The organism is Microbacterium sp. RURRCA19A (assembly GCF_900156455.1).
Taxonomy (GTDB): domain Bacteria; phylum Actinomycetota; class Actinomycetes; order Actinomycetales; family Microbacteriaceae; genus Microbacterium.
This window is the reverse complement of the sequence record NZ_FTNQ01000002.1, coordinates 398,596-414,175: the sequence shown is the minus strand read 5'-3', so window position 1 is coordinate 414,175 and position 15,580 is coordinate 398,596. Positions and strand designations below refer to the sequence as shown.

The 15,580-nt window shown below is 68.9% G+C and carries 15 protein-coding genes; 10 read left to right on the top strand and 5 right to left on the bottom strand.

Features of this window, described 5'->3' with window-relative positions; genetic code table 11:
* Nucleotides 1-257: 257 nt before the first annotated feature.
* Nucleotides 258-1,007 carry a 3-hydroxybutyrate dehydrogenase gene (locus BW982_RS09875; RefSeq protein WP_076492789.1) on the bottom strand — a complete coding sequence of 250 codons (750 nt, stop codon included), beginning with the start codon at nucleotides 1,005-1,007 and terminating at the stop codon, nucleotides 258-260.
* 5 nt (nucleotides 1,008-1,012) lie between these two features.
* Entirely contained in the window at nucleotides 1,013-2,380 is a 1,368-nt protein-coding gene (locus BW982_RS09870; protein ID WP_076492786.1) for an MFS transporter, read from the bottom strand.
* A 104-nt stretch (nucleotides 2,381-2,484) separates the two neighbouring features.
* On the opposite strand from BW982_RS09870, the gene BW982_RS09865 reads away from it, so the two are divergent.
* Nucleotides 2,485-3,387 (top strand): LysR family transcriptional regulator, encoded by a 903-nt coding sequence (locus BW982_RS09865; protein ID WP_076492784.1) that lies wholly within the window; start codon nucleotides 2,485-2,487, stop codon nucleotides 3,385-3,387.
* A gap of 110 nt (nucleotides 3,388-3,497) precedes the next feature.
* Here the strand turns inward: BW982_RS09865 and sfnG are convergent, their stop codons facing one another.
* Nucleotides 3,498-4,631 carry a dimethylsulfone monooxygenase SfnG gene (sfnG, locus tag BW982_RS09860; protein WP_076492782.1) on the bottom strand — a complete coding sequence of 378 codons (1,134 nt, stop codon included), beginning with the start codon at nucleotides 4,629-4,631 and terminating at the stop codon, nucleotides 3,498-3,500.
* A 125-nt stretch (nucleotides 4,632-4,756) separates the two neighbouring features.
* Between sfnG and BW982_RS09855 the strand changes: the two genes are divergently transcribed.
* The gene (locus BW982_RS09855; protein WP_217693677.1) at nucleotides 4,757-5,818 is read left to right on the top strand and encodes an LLM class flavin-dependent oxidoreductase; all 1,062 of its coding nucleotides are present in this window, start codon (nucleotides 4,757-4,759) and stop codon (nucleotides 5,816-5,818) included.
* 129 nt (nucleotides 5,819-5,947) lie between these two features.
* Here BW982_RS09855 and BW982_RS09850 read toward each other — a convergent pair whose 3' ends face one another.
* Both BW982_RS09850 and BW982_RS09845 read right to left on the bottom strand, forming a co-directional pair.
* A complete protein-coding gene (locus tag BW982_RS09850) occupies nucleotides 5,948-7,252 on the bottom strand; it encodes an O-acetylhomoserine aminocarboxypropyltransferase/cysteine synthase family protein (protein ID WP_076492780.1) in 1,305 nt (434 codons plus the stop codon).
* On the bottom strand, nucleotides 7,245-8,186 hold the full coding sequence (locus tag BW982_RS09845; protein ID WP_076492778.1) for an ATP-grasp domain-containing protein: 942 nt from the start codon (nucleotides 8,184-8,186) through the stop codon (nucleotides 7,245-7,247). Before BW982_RS09845 ends, BW982_RS09850 begins: the two co-directional genes overlap by 8 nt.
* Nucleotides 8,187-8,506: 320 nt before the next feature.
* On the opposite strand from BW982_RS09845, the gene BW982_RS09840 reads away from it, so the two are divergent.
* From BW982_RS09840 to BW982_RS09805, 8 genes are all read left to right on the top strand, one after another.
* The gene (locus BW982_RS09840) at nucleotides 8,507-9,337 is read left to right on the top strand and encodes a class I SAM-dependent methyltransferase (RefSeq protein WP_076492776.1); all 831 of its coding nucleotides are present in this window, start codon (nucleotides 8,507-8,509) and stop codon (nucleotides 9,335-9,337) included.
* A 321-nt stretch (nucleotides 9,338-9,658) separates the two neighbouring features.
* Complete coding sequence (locus BW982_RS09835) at nucleotides 9,659-11,041, top strand: alpha/beta hydrolase (protein WP_083696619.1); 1,383 nt, start codon at nucleotides 9,659-9,661, stop codon at nucleotides 11,039-11,041.
* A gap of 71 nt (nucleotides 11,042-11,112) precedes the next feature.
* Complete coding sequence (locus tag BW982_RS17760) at nucleotides 11,113-11,520, top strand: hypothetical protein (RefSeq protein ID WP_139327396.1); 408 nt, start codon at nucleotides 11,113-11,115, stop codon at nucleotides 11,518-11,520.
* A 50-nt stretch (nucleotides 11,521-11,570) separates the two neighbouring features.
* Nucleotides 11,571-12,041 (top strand): hypothetical protein, encoded by a 471-nt coding sequence (locus tag BW982_RS09825; RefSeq protein ID WP_076492770.1) that lies wholly within the window; start codon nucleotides 11,571-11,573, stop codon nucleotides 12,039-12,041.
* A gap of 77 nt (nucleotides 12,042-12,118) precedes the next feature.
* The gene (locus BW982_RS09820; protein WP_076492768.1) at nucleotides 12,119-13,054 is read left to right on the top strand and encodes an ABC transporter ATP-binding protein; all 936 of its coding nucleotides are present in this window, start codon (nucleotides 12,119-12,121) and stop codon (nucleotides 13,052-13,054) included.
* Nucleotides 13,051-13,848, top strand: coding sequence for an ABC transporter permease (locus tag BW982_RS09815; protein ID WP_076492766.1), 798 nt, complete (start codon nucleotides 13,051-13,053; stop codon nucleotides 13,846-13,848). The genes BW982_RS09820 and BW982_RS09815 overlap by 4 nt, the downstream gene beginning before the upstream one ends.
* Nucleotides 13,849-13,868: 20 nt before the next feature.
* Complete coding sequence (locus BW982_RS09810) at nucleotides 13,869-14,978, top strand: sensor histidine kinase (protein WP_076492764.1); 1,110 nt, start codon at nucleotides 13,869-13,871, stop codon at nucleotides 14,976-14,978.
* Nucleotides 14,975-15,580 (top strand): response regulator transcription factor, encoded by a 606-nt coding sequence (locus BW982_RS09805; RefSeq protein WP_076493636.1) that lies wholly within the window; start codon nucleotides 14,975-14,977, stop codon nucleotides 15,578-15,580. Before BW982_RS09810 ends, BW982_RS09805 begins: the two co-directional genes overlap by 4 nt.

Below are 15,580 nucleotides of genomic sequence, written 5' to 3'. Positions count from 1 at the left end.
CTATTGGCCTGTCTTTTTACGATAACGAAACTTCGAAGATTCTCCGGTCCGCGTGATTCGACGTCGGATATGTTCCGGGCGAGAGCGCTCCCGGCGGGGTTGTCCGGGGGTGGTGCCGGGTGGGGGTTGCGGCCGGGTGTGCGGCGGGGTCGTGCCGGGCTCCGGAGCCCCCACCTGATCGCGCGAGAAGCACGAACCGGCTGGCCGCGGACCGCGTGGTTCATCCGGAGCCCGGCACACGCCCCCGGCCGATTCGGTCAGTGCGCCGACCAGCCGCCGTCCATGACGTAGCTCGTGCCGGTGACCATCGCGGCATCCGGACCCGCGAGCCACAGCGCGAGCGACGCGACCTCGGACGGCTCGACGAGCCGCTTGATCGCGGCATCCTTCAGCAGGACCGTCTCGAGCACCTCGGACTCCGGGATGCCATGCGCCCGCGCCTGGTCCGCAAGCTGCTTCTCGACGAGCGGCGACCGCACGTACCCGGGGTCGATGCACACGCTCGTCACCCCACGCGGGCCGCCCTCGAGCGCCGTGGTCTTCGACAGACCCTCGAGTCCATGCTTCGCGGTGACATACGCCGACTTATATGCCGATGCGCGTATACCATGCACGCTGGACACGTTGAGCACGCGGCCGAATCCACGCTCGTACATCCCCGGCAGCGCCGCGCGGATGAGCAGGAAAGGGGCCTCGAGCATCAGCCGCAGCATGAACGAGAACCGCTCGGGAGCGAATTCCTCGATCGGGCTCACGTGCTGGATGCCGGCGTTGTTGACGAGGATGTCGACGTCGAGGCTCAGGTCGGCCAGTTCCGCGGTGTCGGACAGATCGACCGCCCACGCGCGGCCGCCGATCTCGGCGGCGAGGGCGTCCGCGCCCTCGGCGTTGAGATCGGCGACCGTCACCGTGGCCCCGGCCTCGGCGAACGCCCGCGCGATCGCCGCACCGATGCCGCTGGCACCGCCGGTGACGAGGGCGCGGCGCCCGCTGAGGTCGATACTCATGGTTCCTACTTCCCCCGCGCGGCGCGCTCTGCGTCTGCGGCGTCGATGTCGCGGAGCGAGATGCCCCGCGTCTCTTTGAGCGACAGTACGGCGATCGAGGTCAGCACGCAGGCCGCGACGATGTACAGCGCGATCGGCAGCCACGACCCGAAGTCCTTCAGCCACTGCGTCGCCAGGATGGGTGCGAGCGAACCCGCGAGGATCGCGGTGACCTGGGCTCCGAGCGAGACGCCCGAGTAGCGCATGCGCGTCGGGAACAACTCGGCCATGACCGCCGGCTGCGGCGCGTACATGCCGGCGTGGAACACGAGGCCCAGCGCCACGGCGGCGACGATGACGACGGGGTTCAGCGTGTCGAACATCGGGAAGGCGAAGAACGCCCAGGTCGCGCTGAGGATCGCGCCGGTGAGGTAGACGGGCTTCCGGCCGATGCGGTCGGCGAGGCGCCCGATCGGGGGGATCACGGCGAAATGGATGATGTGCGCGATCAGCAGCGCGAGGAGCAGCTGGCTCGTGTCGTACGAGTGCACCACCTTGAGGTACACGATCGAGAAGCTGACGACGATGTAGTAGACGATGTTCTCGGCAAAGCGGACGCCCATCGCCTGGACGACGCCCTTCGGGTAGCGGCGCAGCACCTCGACGACCCCGAACGACGTCGCCTTCTCCTGCTCGACCTGCTTCTTCGCCTCGAGGAAGATCGGCGCCTCCTCGACGTGCGTGCGGATGTAGAAGCCGACCAGCACGATCACGGCCGAGAGCCAGAAGGCGACACGCCAGCCCCAGTCGAGGAACGCGGCGGGGGACAGGACGAACGACATCACCAGCAGGACGGTCGTGGCCAGCAGGTTGCCCACGGGCACGGCGGCCTGCGGCCAGCTCGCCCAGAACGCGCGCGAGCGGTTCGGGCTCTGCTCCGCGACGAGCAGGACGGCGCCGCCCCACTCACCGCCGACCGCGAAGCCCTGGATGAAGCGGAGGGCCACGAGCATCGCGGGCGCCCAGTAGCCGACGGAGGCGAAACCGGGGAGGCATCCCATCAGGAACGTCGCGGCACCGACGATGATGATCGTCGCCTGCAGGGTGGGCTTGCGGCCGAACCGGTCGCCGATCTGGCCGAAGACGATGCCGCCCAGGGGGCGGGCGACGAAGCCGACGGCGTAGGTGACGAACGCGGCGATGATCCCGTCGAGGGGGGAACCCGACGACGGGAAGAAGAACGTGCCGAACACCAGGCTCGCGGCCGTGGCGTAGAGGAAGAACTCGTACCACTCGACGACGGTGCCGGCCATCGAGGCGGCGACGACGCGGCGGATCTTGCTCGTGGAGATTTCGGGGGAGGCGCTGCGTTGCGCGGTGGCGGGGGATTCCATGCTGCTCCTTCGGTGTCGACGGTGACATCCGGCAACGAGTCTGCGGTGCGGTCCGTTTTGCGGCAATGCCCAGACGTGCGGGTCGGGTGTGCAGAATTGCACACATGGATGCCACGAACGTCCGCGCCGACGACCTGCTGATGCTGCTCGCAGTCGCCCGCACCGGCCGCTACACCGCTGCCGCGCAGGTGCGCGGGGTCGACCACACCACCGTGGCCCGCCGCATCGCGGCGCTCGAGGACGCGCTGGGCGGGAGAGTCGTGGCCGCCTCGGGCCGCGGGTGGGAGCTCACGGCGCTCGGAAAGCACGCGGTCGAGACGGCCGGACGCATCGAGGCGGCGATGTCACGGCTCTCCGGCGGGGGAGAGGAGCCGGATCCCGTATCGGGTGTCGTGCGCATGTCGGCCACCGACGGCTTCAGCGCCTACGTCGCGGCTCCCGCGATCGCCGCGCTGCGTCAGCGGCATCCGGAACTCACCGTCGAGATCGTGGCGACGCAGCGGAGGGCGGCGCTGCACCGTCCGGGACTCGACCTCGAGGTCGTGGTCGGGGAGCCGCCGTCGTCGCGCGGGACCGCGACCCGCCTCGGCACCTACACGCTCGGCATGTACGCCTCCCGCGCGTACCTCGAGCGCGAGGGCACCCCGCGCGACCTCGCCGAACTCGAGCAGCATCGGCTCGTGTACTTCGTCGACTCGATGCTGCAGGTGGAGGCGCTCGACCTGCCCCGACGGCTCGTCCCGCGCATGCGCGACGGCGTCACCTCGACCAACGTGTTCGTCCACGTGGAGGCGACACGCGTAGGTGCCGGAATCGGCATGCTTCCCTGTTTCGCCGCCGACCGGCATCCGGATCTCGTACGCCTGCTGCCCTCGCTCGTGGCGGAGAGGCTTTCGTACTGGATGATCGTCCGCGCGGATTCCCTACGGATCCCCGCGGTGACGGCGTTGGCAGAGGCGCTGCGCGCCCAGACCGCTCGCGCCCAGTCCATGCTCGACGGGGCATAGACGCCTCGCTCACGGCCGAGTGTCCAAGACACGCCGTATGGCGCGGGGCCGATACGGCGTGTTCTGGACACTCGACCGGGAGAGCGTCAGCCCCGTGCGACGGGGGAGCGTCAGCCCCGCGCGACGCCGATCGGGTCGCCGGTGCGGGCGAGGTCGGCCTCGAGTTCGCGCACGATCGGGATGACGGTCTCGCCGAACCGCTCCAGCTCCTCCTGGAAGTGCAGGAACCCCAGGAGGAAGAGGTCGACGCCGCGCTTCTTGTACTCGATGATGCGTTCCGCGATCTGCTCGGCATCCCCGAAGAGCTGCGTGCGGAAGCCGTCGTTGTACTGAACGAGGTCGTCGAAGGTCGAATCGGCCCACATGCCCTTCTTGTCGGCGGTGGCGTTACCGGCCTCCTGCACGCTCTTGCGGAAGCCCTCGACCGCGCCGTCGTCGGCGTGCGCGATGATCTCGCGGAGCTGCTCCTCCGCCTCGGCGCGGCTGTCACGCTGGATCACGAAGCCGTTGAGGCCGAAGCGCGTGCGGCGGCCGTGTTCAGCCGCGATCCGGGTGACCTCGTCATACTGCTCGGTGAAGCCGTCGAAGTCCTTGCCGTTGGAGAAGTACCAGTCGGCGTACGCGCCGCCGTTGAACCGCGCAGCGGTGGAGTTGCCGCCCTGGAAGATGTCGGGATGCGCACGGCCCGGCACCTCGTACGGGAACGGGCGCAGCGTGAAGTCGGTGATGTCGTAGTACTTGCCGTGGAACGAGAACTGCTCCTGCGTCCACAGTCCGCGCAGGACCTGGATGAACTCCGCCGCGCGTTCGTACCGCTCGTCGTGCTCGAGCCATTCGAGTCCGAGGTCGGTGTACTCGTCTTTGAACCAGCCGCTGACGACGTTCACGGCGGCGCGGCCGTGCGAGAACTGGTCGGCGGTGTTGATGAACTTCGCGAGGACGGCCGGATGCCAGATGCCGGGGTGGATGGCCGAGATGACCTTGAGCTTCTCGGTGGCCAGCAGCAGCGCCAGGCTGATCGACGTCGACTCGTGCTGCTGCGCGGCGCCGTAGCTGGAGGCGTACCGCACCTGGCTCAGGGCGTACGCGAATCCGACGCGCTCAGCCGTGCGGGCGAGTTCGACGTTGTAGTCGAGGCCCCAGTCGGTGCGCTGCTCGATGGAGCTGATCACCAGGCCGCCGCTGACATTGGGGACCCAATAGGCGAACTTCAGGGGCTCGTGCGTGGCGGCGATGTCGGTCATGGGCTTCTCCTCGCGGATCGGAACCCGGCTACGGTCGCACCCCCGTCGGCGGGGGTCAACGGCGTGTGACGGACCGTGTCCTCGCGTGACGACACACATCGTTCAACCGGGTGAGGATGGATGCCATGACCTCCCCCCAGCGCGTGCGTTTCGGCTACTGGACTCCGATCTTCGGCGGCTGGCTGCGCAACGTCGACGACGAGCGGACGCCGGTGTCGTTCGCGCACATCGCGGAGATCGCGCGGGCCGCCGAAGAAGGGGGCTTCGACCTGACCCTCATCCCCGAGCTGAACCTGAACGACATCAAGGGCGTCGACGCGCCGTCGCTCGACGCGTGGGCGGTGACGGCGGGTCTCGCGGCGGTGACGTCGAAGCTGGAGCTGCTCGCGGCGGTGCGCCCGGGCTTCCACAACCCGTTCCACACGGCGAAGCAGGCCGCGACCATCGACGAGATCAGCGGGGGACGCTTCACCCTCAACGTCGTGTCGGCCTGGTGGGCCGAGGAGGCGAAGCAGTACGACGGGCTGTTCAGCGCCCATGACGACCGCTACGCGCGGACGATCGAGTGGGTCGAGGTGCTCCGCGGCCTGTGGACGCAGACGCCGTTCGCGTACGAGGGGGAGTACTACCGCACCGAGGGGACGTTCCTCGAGCCGAAGCCGCGCGTGATCCCGCGGCTGTACGCCGGTGGCGAGAGCGAGGCCGGACGCACCGCGATCACGCGCTTCGCGGACGCGTACCTCACGCACGGCGGCACCCTCGACGAGCTCGAGGTGAAGGTCGCCGACATGCGGCGGCGCCGCGCGGAAGCCGGAGCCCCGCCGTTCGAGGCCTTCGGCATGGCGGCGTACGGGATCGTGCGCGACACCGAGGAAGAGGCGCAGGCTGAGGTCGACCGCATCACCGATGTGCGCGGGGGAGCGGCGTACGGCTCGTACCAGGAGTTCGTGAGCAAGTCGAAGCTCGACACCCAGGTCGACCTCAAGGAGTACTCCGTCTCGAACCGAGGCCTGCGCCCGAACCTCGTCGGCACGCCCGACCAGGTGGCCGAGCGCATCGTCGCGTTCGCGAACGTGGGTGTGTCGACGCTGCTGCTGCAGTTCTCGCCGCACCTGCCCGAGCTGCAGCGGTTCGCCGCCGAGGTCATCCCGCGCGTGCGCCGGCTCGAGGCTCTGCGCGACGCCTGAGGCGGTGCTCCCCAGGGTGCGCTGGGGTTGAGTGTCCAGAACACGCGGACCGGATGCAATGGCATCCGCGTGTCGTGGACACTCAACGTCCGAGCGCCGCCCCGCCGCCCGCCGCGCGGAGCCGCAGACCTACGCCGCCGCGCGGAGCGCCTGGTCGAGGTCGGCGATGAGGTCGGCGGCATCCTCGAGTCCGATCGACAGGCGGATGAGCCCGTCGTGGATGCCGAGGCGGTCGCGCACGTCTTGAGTGAAGCCGAGGTGGGTCGTGGTCGCGGGGTGCAGCGCCATCGAGCGCGTGTCGCCGATATTCGTCATGCGGCTGAACAGGCGGAGCGCGTCGAAGAACCGCTCGGCGCCGTCGCGCCCGCCCCGGACGGTGAACGAGAACACCGAGCCGGTGAGCCCGCCGTAGTCGCGCACGGCGAGCGCGTGCTGCGGGTGCGAGGGGAGCCCCGCGAAGTCGACGCTCTCGACGAGTTCGTGGCTGTCGAGCCACTCGGCGATCTCGCGGGCGGATGCCAGGTGCTGACGCATCCGCACGGACAGGGTCTCCATGCCCTGCTGCAGCAGGAAGCCATTGAGCGGCGAGAGCGCGGGGCCGGTGTCGTTGGCGATTCCGAAGCGCAGGTAGAACTCGAACGCACGACGGCCGAAGGCCTCGACGTACGAAGGATGGCCGGCGATCGCGGTGTCGGTGATCCCGGGATACGGCCGGGAGGCTCCGGCCCAGTCGAACGTCCCGCCGTCGACGATGGCACCGGCGAGGTTCGCTCCGTGACCCGACAGGAACTTCGTCGCCGAGTGCACGACGACGTGCGCGCCGTGCTCGATCGGTCGGAGGAGGAACGGCGTCGCGATCGTGTTGTCGACGACGAGCGGCAGACCGTGGCGCTCGGCGATCCGGGCCACGCGCGCGATGTCGACGACGTCGTTCTTCGGGTTGGGGAGCGTCTCGGTGAAGATCGCCTTGGTCTCGGGCCGGATCAGGGCATCCCACTCGGCATCGTCGTCGGGGTTCCAGACATACTCGACCGTGACGCCCAGGCGCGCGAACGTGCGATCGAAGAGCACGCGCGTTCCGCTGTAGATGCTGGCCGTCGACACGATGTGCTCGCCCGCGCCCGCGAGCCCGAGCAAGGTGGCGGTGATCGCGGCCTGTCCCGACCCGACGACGAGCGCACCCGTTCCGCCCTCGAGCGACGCGAGACGCGCCTCGGCGACCTGGTTCGTCGGGTTGAGGTTGCGCGAGTACAGGTGCCCCAGGTCGGTGCCGGCGAAGCGATCGGTCGCCTCCTGGAACGACGCGAAGCGATACCCCGCCGAGAGGTGCACGGGCGTCACGCGCGAACCGTGCGTGAGGTCTTCGACCTCGCCGGCATGCACCTGGCGGGTCGCGAACCCGAAGCCGTCCCAGTCGCGGTGGGGTTCAGCCACGCACACCCACCGCCTGGTGCGGCAGCAGAGCGCCGAGCCAGCGTGCGATCTGGCGCGGACCGGAACGCGGAGCGGATGCCTCGACGTCGGGGTTGTAGTTCGTGTTGGTGTTCACGTCGTAGGTGACGGTGCGTCCGTCACGCGTCTCGATGAACTCGATGCCGGCGACGCCGATGCCCTCGGCCGCGAGGAACGCCAGGTAGCGGTCGATGAGCGCGGGGTCGACGTCGTCGCGAAGACGGAACAGCGGCTCGGGCTCCACGCCGTCGGCACCGGGGATCGCGCACGCCTCGGCCGGGCAGAGCTCGAAGCTGCCCGCGCTCGTGTCCACGCGCACGGCGTAGACGAACTCGCCCCCGACGAACTCGGCGCGCGTGATGAACGGCGCGCGGGCGACGAGGAGCTCTTGCAGCAGGGTGATGCCGTCGGGCGAGGGCTCGAAGTCGGGGCCGTCGACCCACGCCGCGAACTCGGCGTGGGACTCCCATCGGCGCACGCCCAGGCCCTTGCCGCCCTGGTTGTGCTTGCTGATGAACGGCGCCTCGAACTCGCGGGCCTTCGCGGGCAGCCCAGCGCGCCCGAACACCGCCGACGTGCGCGGCACCTCGACACCCGCGTGGCGCAGCGCCGCGTGCTGCGCGACCTTGCTGACCTCGAGCTCGAGCACGTCCGCGCCGTTGACGACCGTGCGGCCCCACGACGAGAGCCACCGCAGCACGGCGCGACCGTACTCTTTGCTCGCCGCGTGATCGCGGGTGTGGGCGGACGCGCTCAGCCGCGACCAGAACACGCCCTCGGGGGGCTCGACGGAGAGATCGATGGACCCATCGGTCAGCAGCCACTCCTCCAGCGGCACCCCTTCCGCCTCGAAGGCCGCCTGGAACGGCGGAAGCCACTGGGGGTTCTCATGGATCACGTACACACTGCCCGACATGCCCGTCAGGCTAACCCGGACCCCGGACACGACGGGCGGGTGTCGTCATCCGGCGCCACGCAAGTTCTTCGTGTCGTCCCGTCATGATCCGAACCCGATCGGGTCCTGTTTATAGGGAGGTCCCCCACTCCGCTGGTGTCATCGCCACGGAGCCCTCCCGCATTGCGCCGACGGACTTTCCGGCATCGTCGGCGCCCGGTGCTGGCGGTGGCCGTTCGGGTTTGCCGCCGCCAGCACCTTCTCCTGGGCCGGCACTTCGGCCTGGTGACCTGGCATCCGGATGTGTATCGTCGCAAGGCTGTGCCGTCGGAAGGGATGCCATGACCACCGAGTACCTCGATGCGAACCGCGCCAACTGGAACGAGCGCGCCACCCTTCACGCCGCCCGCGACGGATCGGGCTACGGCGTGCTGCGCTACGTGGAGGACCGAGACGCGCTGAGCGATGTCGTGCGGTTCGATCAAGCGCTCCTCGGCGACCTGACCGGCAAGCGCGCCGTGCACCTCCAATGCCACATCGGCACCGACACGCTGTCGCTCGCGCGCCTCGGCGCCCGGGTCACGGGCCTGGACTTCTCGGAGAACGCCATCGTCGAAGCTCGGCGGCTCGTGGCCGAGACCGGGGATGCCGTCGATTTCGTCCAATCGGACGTTTCTCACGCCACCGATGTCTTGCCCGCGGCGGAGTTCGACCTCGTCTACACGGGTATCGGGGCCCTTTGCTGGCTGCCGTCGATCACGGAATGGGCCGGAGTCGTCGCGGAGCTGCTCGCTCCGGGCGGCACGCTGCACATCCGCGAGGGCCACCCGGTGCTGTGGTCGATGAACGAGACGCTCCCGGGACTCACGCTGACGTTCCCGTACTTCGAGCAACCCGCACCGCTGGAATGGGATGACGACAGCACCTACGTCGAGGTGTCGGCGCCGCTGCAATCCACCCGGACGTACGAGTGGAACCGCAGCCTCGGCGAGATCGTCACGGCGCTGCTCGACCGTGGGCTGCGGCTCGACGCGCTCATCGAGCACGACAGCGTGCCGTGGGAGGCGCTACCCGGCCGCATGACGCTGCGCCCCGACGGCGAATACGCCCTCACCGAGCAGCCGTCGGTCATGCCGCTGAGCTACACAATTCGGGCGTCGAAGCCGGCCTGACCGGGACTTCTCCCGGTCGGAGATGAGAGCAGGATGAGATTGTCCACAACCCTCCGAATGCGCGCGGCGACCCCGGTTAGGTTGGGACGATGCGGTACTCGGTGGATGCCACGGCTGTGACGGCGCTCGTCACCGACGTCGCGTCCTGCCTGGACGACGCGACGACGGCCGCCGCACAGGCTGTCACAGCCGTCGATGATGCGACCGCCGCTCTGAAGAACGATGCAGCCGGGGTCCGGGACGCACTCGAGGCGGTGTTCGCCTCTCGCCGACAGAGCGGCCCATCCCTGACCGCACACGCAGCCGAGATGATCGCAGGACTTGAAGCGGATCGGCGATCCCGCCGTCACTCTGCCGGCGGCGGCACCCGCCGCGTCCGACCCTCTGAAGGAGCGTGCGACGGCGTTCGCGGACACCGTGTCGATGTCCGTCCTCCACCGGTTGGCATCCGCACCACCCGGCAACGTGGAAAACCTTCTGTCAGAGCACCCCGACTGGAGCGCGCTTGTGCGTGACCATCCGCCCGCACCGAACGTCGTGGTCGAGTGGTGGAAGGGCCTGGATGCCGCAACCATTGCAGCGCTCATCTCGGGCGCTTCGCCCCTCATCGGCAACCTGGAGGGCATCTCGTACGTTTCCCGTGACCAGGCAAACCGGAAAACGCTCGAGCGAGAAATTGCGAACCTGCGCGCGCAGTTGAAAGCAATAGAGGAGAGACCTGCATCCGCATGGGAGCCCGGTTACGGTGTGGGCGGAGGTAGCCGCGTCCAAACCGAAGTGGTCATGCACCGACTCGAGAACCTGCTCAACATCGAGAAAGCTCTGCTCTCTCCCCCTGACGCCCCGCGCCGCAGCCTTGTGTCGATGTCCGACAGCTGGCCACCGCTCGCAGCGGTAGCGATCGACGACCTAGATTCGGCCGATCAGGTTTCTTTCGCCGTTCCGGGTATGGGCACCACCACTAGTGACATGGTTGGCTGGACCACCGTCGCGCAGAGACTCTACGACCAACAGAACTTGGAAGACCCAGGCAGCAAACGAGCCACAATCGCCTGGATCGGGTACGAAACACCTCCCGTGCCCGTCCTGCAAGGCGGCTTTGACGTGATGGGCGACGAGCGAGCTCAGGTAGGCGCGCAGAAGCTCAGCCGGGCTTTGGCAGGGGTCGAGAGCACCGTCAGCCCGAGTGCGGGCTTGGATGTCATCGGTCATTCGTACGGCACGACAACCGCATCGCTCGCCTTGACTCTGCCGGAAACGCCGCGCGTCGACACGTTCGTCAGCGTGGGGTCGGCGGGTCTGCCTCCCGCAATCGATGCTGCCGAGGATCTGAACGCGGAGCGTGTCTACGCAGGCCAGGCACGGAATACTCTCCCTCTGATCTCACCGCAGGCGGGCGATCAGTGGGCTTGGACTGGTCGAATGAGCGACCGTCACCCCGTGGACCCGAGCACAGCCGGATTCGGCGCTCAGGTCTTTGGGACCGACGGAGATAACGGCATGTACCCCGTGACCGATCACAGCGCCCTGATGCAAAGCGGCGATGGATTGGGATATTTCGACCGCGGTACTGAGTCGTTGCAGAACATCGCGAGGGCCACAACTCAGACAGGCGGAATTTCGCGTCCTCAACATACATCTGACGGAAACCCTCTTCGCTCGTACTGGGAAGAGGTCATCCAGAACCCGGGGTTCAGCCTGTGAAGAAAGTCCTTGTCCTACTTGCCGTCGCCATCACGTTGGCATTGTCGGCATGCGCGCCCGGAGGAGACGTCATGACACCCATCGAAGCCCGTGATCAAACAAATAGCGTCCTGGATGGCACGATTGCAGCCGCGGGGGCGGCCGACTGGGTCCGGGATCGAAATGGGAGCCCCATTCCCGAAGAGTGCACAGTCGATGGCGCGGGAGGGGTCACCTTCGGGCACGGCGCGTACGCAAGGGTGAGCGGCGATGATCCCAGCGCCGACGCGCAACGCGTTGCCGACTACTGGACCTCGATCGGCATCGAGACTCGAATCGTCAACGATCCCACGCCCACCGTGTTCGGTCGGGGCGGTCCCGTCAACGCCATCTCCTTCGGCACTGCGCCGGGATACACGATCAGCCTCGGCGGAGTGTGCGTGCCGGGCGACCCGTTCGACTACTACGACGACATCCCCACGCCAGCGCCGAGTTCCTGACGCACTGCCTCGATCGCCGCGCAACGAGTCGCCCGACCGCCCGGAAGCGCATGGATGCCACCCGCCCCGCGCTCGCACTCCTCACGGCAGCCGCGCTGGCCCTCACCGGCTGCACACCGACCCCGCTGCCGACCTACGACACGGTGCGCGGCGAAGCGCAGGCGGCGATGCAGCGCGTCGTCGACGAACTCCCGGCCGGCCTCAGGGTCGACAAGAATCCCTCCGACAAGCCGTTCGGATGTTCGGGAGACGGGGTCTTCTATACGGGTCAGTGGACCATCGAGACGCCCGAGGGCTTCGACGGTCAGGCGTTCGTCGACGAACTCCCCGAAGCCCTCGGTGAGGACTTCCGCGTCGAGGAGACACGCCTCGAGCTGAGCTACCCGGCGGTCAGCTTCATCGGCACGGGCTACGCGAACAGCACTGTCGACGTCTCCGTGCTCACTCGCGAAGAGCGAGTCGTCGTCGATCTCCTGTCGACCTCACGATGCGCGCAACCTCCCGCGACCGAAGCGCCGTAGCACCCATGACGAACGTCACCCCCACAAGGTGACCCCCGCCCCGGGCACGGGGCCCGCGGCCGCGCCAGCATGAGGACATGACCTCCTCCACCCCCGCCCCCGCCGCGATCGACGCGCGGGGCGTCGTCAAGAGCTTCGGCTCCGTCCACGCCGTCCGCGGCGTCGATCTGCGCGTGCAGCCCGGCGAGATCGTGGCGTTCCTCGGCCCGAACGGCGCCGGCAAGACCACGACGATCGACATGATCCTCGGCCTCACGAACCCGGACGCGGGCTCCATCAGCGTCTTCGGGCACACCCCGCGCGGCGCCGTCTCGCGCGGCCTCGTCTCCGCCGTCCTGCAGACCGGGGGCCTGCTGAAAGACCTCACGGTCCGCGAGACGGTCGAGCTCACGGCATCCCTGTTCGCCGAGAAGCGTCCCGTGGACGAGGCGTTGGAGCGAGCTGGCATCCGGGATCTGGCGAACCGCCGCGTGGGCCTCTGCTCGGGCGGCGAGCAGCAGCGGCTGCGTTTCGCGATGGCGCTCGTGAGCGATCCGGCGCTGCTGATCCTCGACGAGCCGACCACGGGCATGGACGTCGAGGCGCGCCGCTCGTTCTGGAACGCGATCCGGACGGATGCCGCCCGCGGCCGCACCGTGATGTTCGCGACGCACTACCTCGAAGAGGCCGACGAGTACGCCGACCGCATCGTGCTGATGAGCCGCGGGCAGATCGTCGCCGACGGCACGACCGCCGAGATCAAGAACCTCGTGTCGGGTCGGGTGGTGCAGGCGACGATCCCGGATGCCGACATCACGGCGCTCGCGTCGCTCCCCGGCGTCGATTCGGTCGAGGCCGCGGGCGAGCGCGTGACGCTGCACACGCGGGACTCCGACGCCCTCGCGCGTCACCTGCTGACCACCACCGCCGCGCGGGATCTGCAGATCACCGCGCAGAACCTCGAGAGCGTGTTCGTCGCTCTCACCATCGACTCCCCGGCATCCGCCGACGCCTCGAACGGAGCAACCCGATGACCACCATCAGCCTCGACCGTCCCGTCCCCGTCCTGGGCGGCTTCACGCTCACGTATCTGCGGATCGAGCTGGTGCGGAAGCTCCGCAACCCGCGCGCGCTGTTCTTCACGGTGGCGTTCCCGGTGCTGATGTTCTTCATCATCGGCTACCAGATGCTCGATACGCCGCTCACGCAGGTGCCGATCGCCGATGGGGGAGTGTCGGTGGCCGCGTACATCATGGTGTCGATGGCGATGTACGGCGCGATGATGTCGGCCACGCAGACCGGCGCGGCCGTCGCCGTCGAACGCGCACAGGGATGGACGCGCCAGCTGCGCCTCACGCCACTGAATCCCTTGGTCAACGTGATCATCAAGCTGTTGGCCGGCATGGTGTTCGGACTCCTCGCCGTGGTCGCGACGTACGTCGTGGCATCCCTCGTCGGGGTCGAGCTGTCGGCGGTCCAGTGGATCGTCACGGGTGTCGCCGCGTGGCTGCTGGCGAGCGCGGTGTTCACGACGCTCGGGCTCATGGTCGGGTACATGGTGCCGGGCGAGAACGTCGCGCAGATCACGAGCCTCGCGGTGGTGCTGCTGTCGTTCCTCGGCGGGCTGTTCTACCCGCTTTCGTCGATGCCCGACTTCCTGCAGACGATCGGCAAGCTGACGCCCGTGTACGGCATCGCCGAGCTGGCGCGGGCGCCGCTGACGGGGGATGCCTTCGACCTCGGCGCCCTGATCAACGCGCTGGTGTGGCTCGCGGTGTTCATCGCCGGCACCGTGTACTTCTTCCGTCGGGACACGCGGCGTTCGTGAGCCGCTCTATCGTGAACGACATGAGCGAGACGACCGGCCCGGGGCGCGTGCGCGCTTCGGGCCGCCGCTCGTTCACGCGGGGCTGGTTCTTCGGAGCGGGGCTGTCGCTGATCTGGACGTACCCGACACTCCTGGCTCTGTGGGAGACGCCCACGATCGCGGCTCACCTGGTGGGCACGGTCGTCGTGATGGCTTTCGCCGCGGTGTTCCTCGCGTCCGTGCCGTTCGCACGGCGGACCCGCTCCGTCGGGCTGCGGATCCTGCCGGCGGCGCTGCTGTTCGCGCTGAGTCTGACCCTGAGCCCGTGGATCGGTGCCGACATCCGCTGGATGTGGACCTTCGTCGGCGTCGCGGCAGCCGTCTCGATCGTCGGCCGGCGGCTGACCTGGCTCATCGTGCTGCTGTTGAGCGCCCTGTCGTTCGCGGTGGGGGAGTGGGCCGGTGCCGACACCTTCACGAGCTTCCTGAACTCGGCGATCATCCTGTCCGTCTCAGTCATGATGCTGAGCTTCATGCAGAACATCCGCACCCTCGAGCGACTCCGGGCGGCGCAGGAGCAGGTCGCCGAGCTCGCCGCCGAGCGCGAGCGCAGCCGGGTCGCGCGCGACGTGCACGACATCCTCGGCCACTCGCTGACCGTGATCACGGTGAAGGCCGAGCTGGCCGGAAGACTGATGGATGCCGGCTCCCCGGCCGCCCGCGACGAGGTGGCGCAGATCGAGCAGTTGTCGCGCGGTGCGCTGGCAGACGTGCGCGCAACGGTGCACGGATATAGGGGAGTGAGCATCAGCGGCGAGCTCGCCGCGGCACGCGCAGCACTGGAGAGCGCCGGGGTCGCGGCCGAGCTGCCCGGGTCGACGGATCAGGTGCCCTCGGATCGGCGCGAGCTCGCGGGGTGGGTGGTGCGCGAAGCGGTGACGAACGTGGTGCGGCACGCCGAGGCATCCGTCTGTCGGGTGTCGCTGGATGCCCGGTCGGTGGAGGTCGCGGACGACGGGCGCGGGCCTTCCGGCGCGTCGTCATCCGGCTCGGGACTCGCCGGTCTGCGCGAGCGCGTCGAGACTGCCGGTGGGCGCATGACCGTGGGTCGCAGCGACCTCGGCGGATTCCGTGTGAAGGTGTCGTGGTGATCCGCCTCCTCATCGCCGACGATCAGGCCCTCGTCCGCGGCGCCCTCGCGGCCCTGCTCGGCCTCGAGCCCGACATCGAAGTCGTCGCGCAGGTCGGCCGCGGCGACGAGGTGGTCGAGGCCGCCCGCGCGTCCGAGGCGACCGTGGCGCTGCTCGACATCGAAATGCCCGGCATCGACGGCATCGCCGCCGCGTCTCTTCTGCGCACGCAGGTTCCTGGATGCCGCGCCCTCATCGTCACGACCTTCGGCCGGCCCGGATACCTCGCGCGGGCCATGCAGGCCGGGGCGTCGGGGTTCGTGGTGAAGGACACGCCCGCGGCGGAGCTGGCGGATGCCGTGCGGCGCGTCTCGCAGGGGCTTCGGGTCGTCGATCCGGTTCTGGCCGCCGAGTCGCTGGCGCAGGGGGATTCACCGCTGACCGAGCGCGAGACCGACGTGTTGGCTGCAGCTCGCGCCGGAGGGTCGATCGCGGACATCGCACGGATGGTGCACCTGTCGGAGGGGACGGTGAAGAATCACCTGTCCAGCGCCATCGGGAAGACCGGCGGGCGGAATCGCGCGGATGCCGTGCGGGTGGCGGTGGAGCGGGGGTGGCTGTGA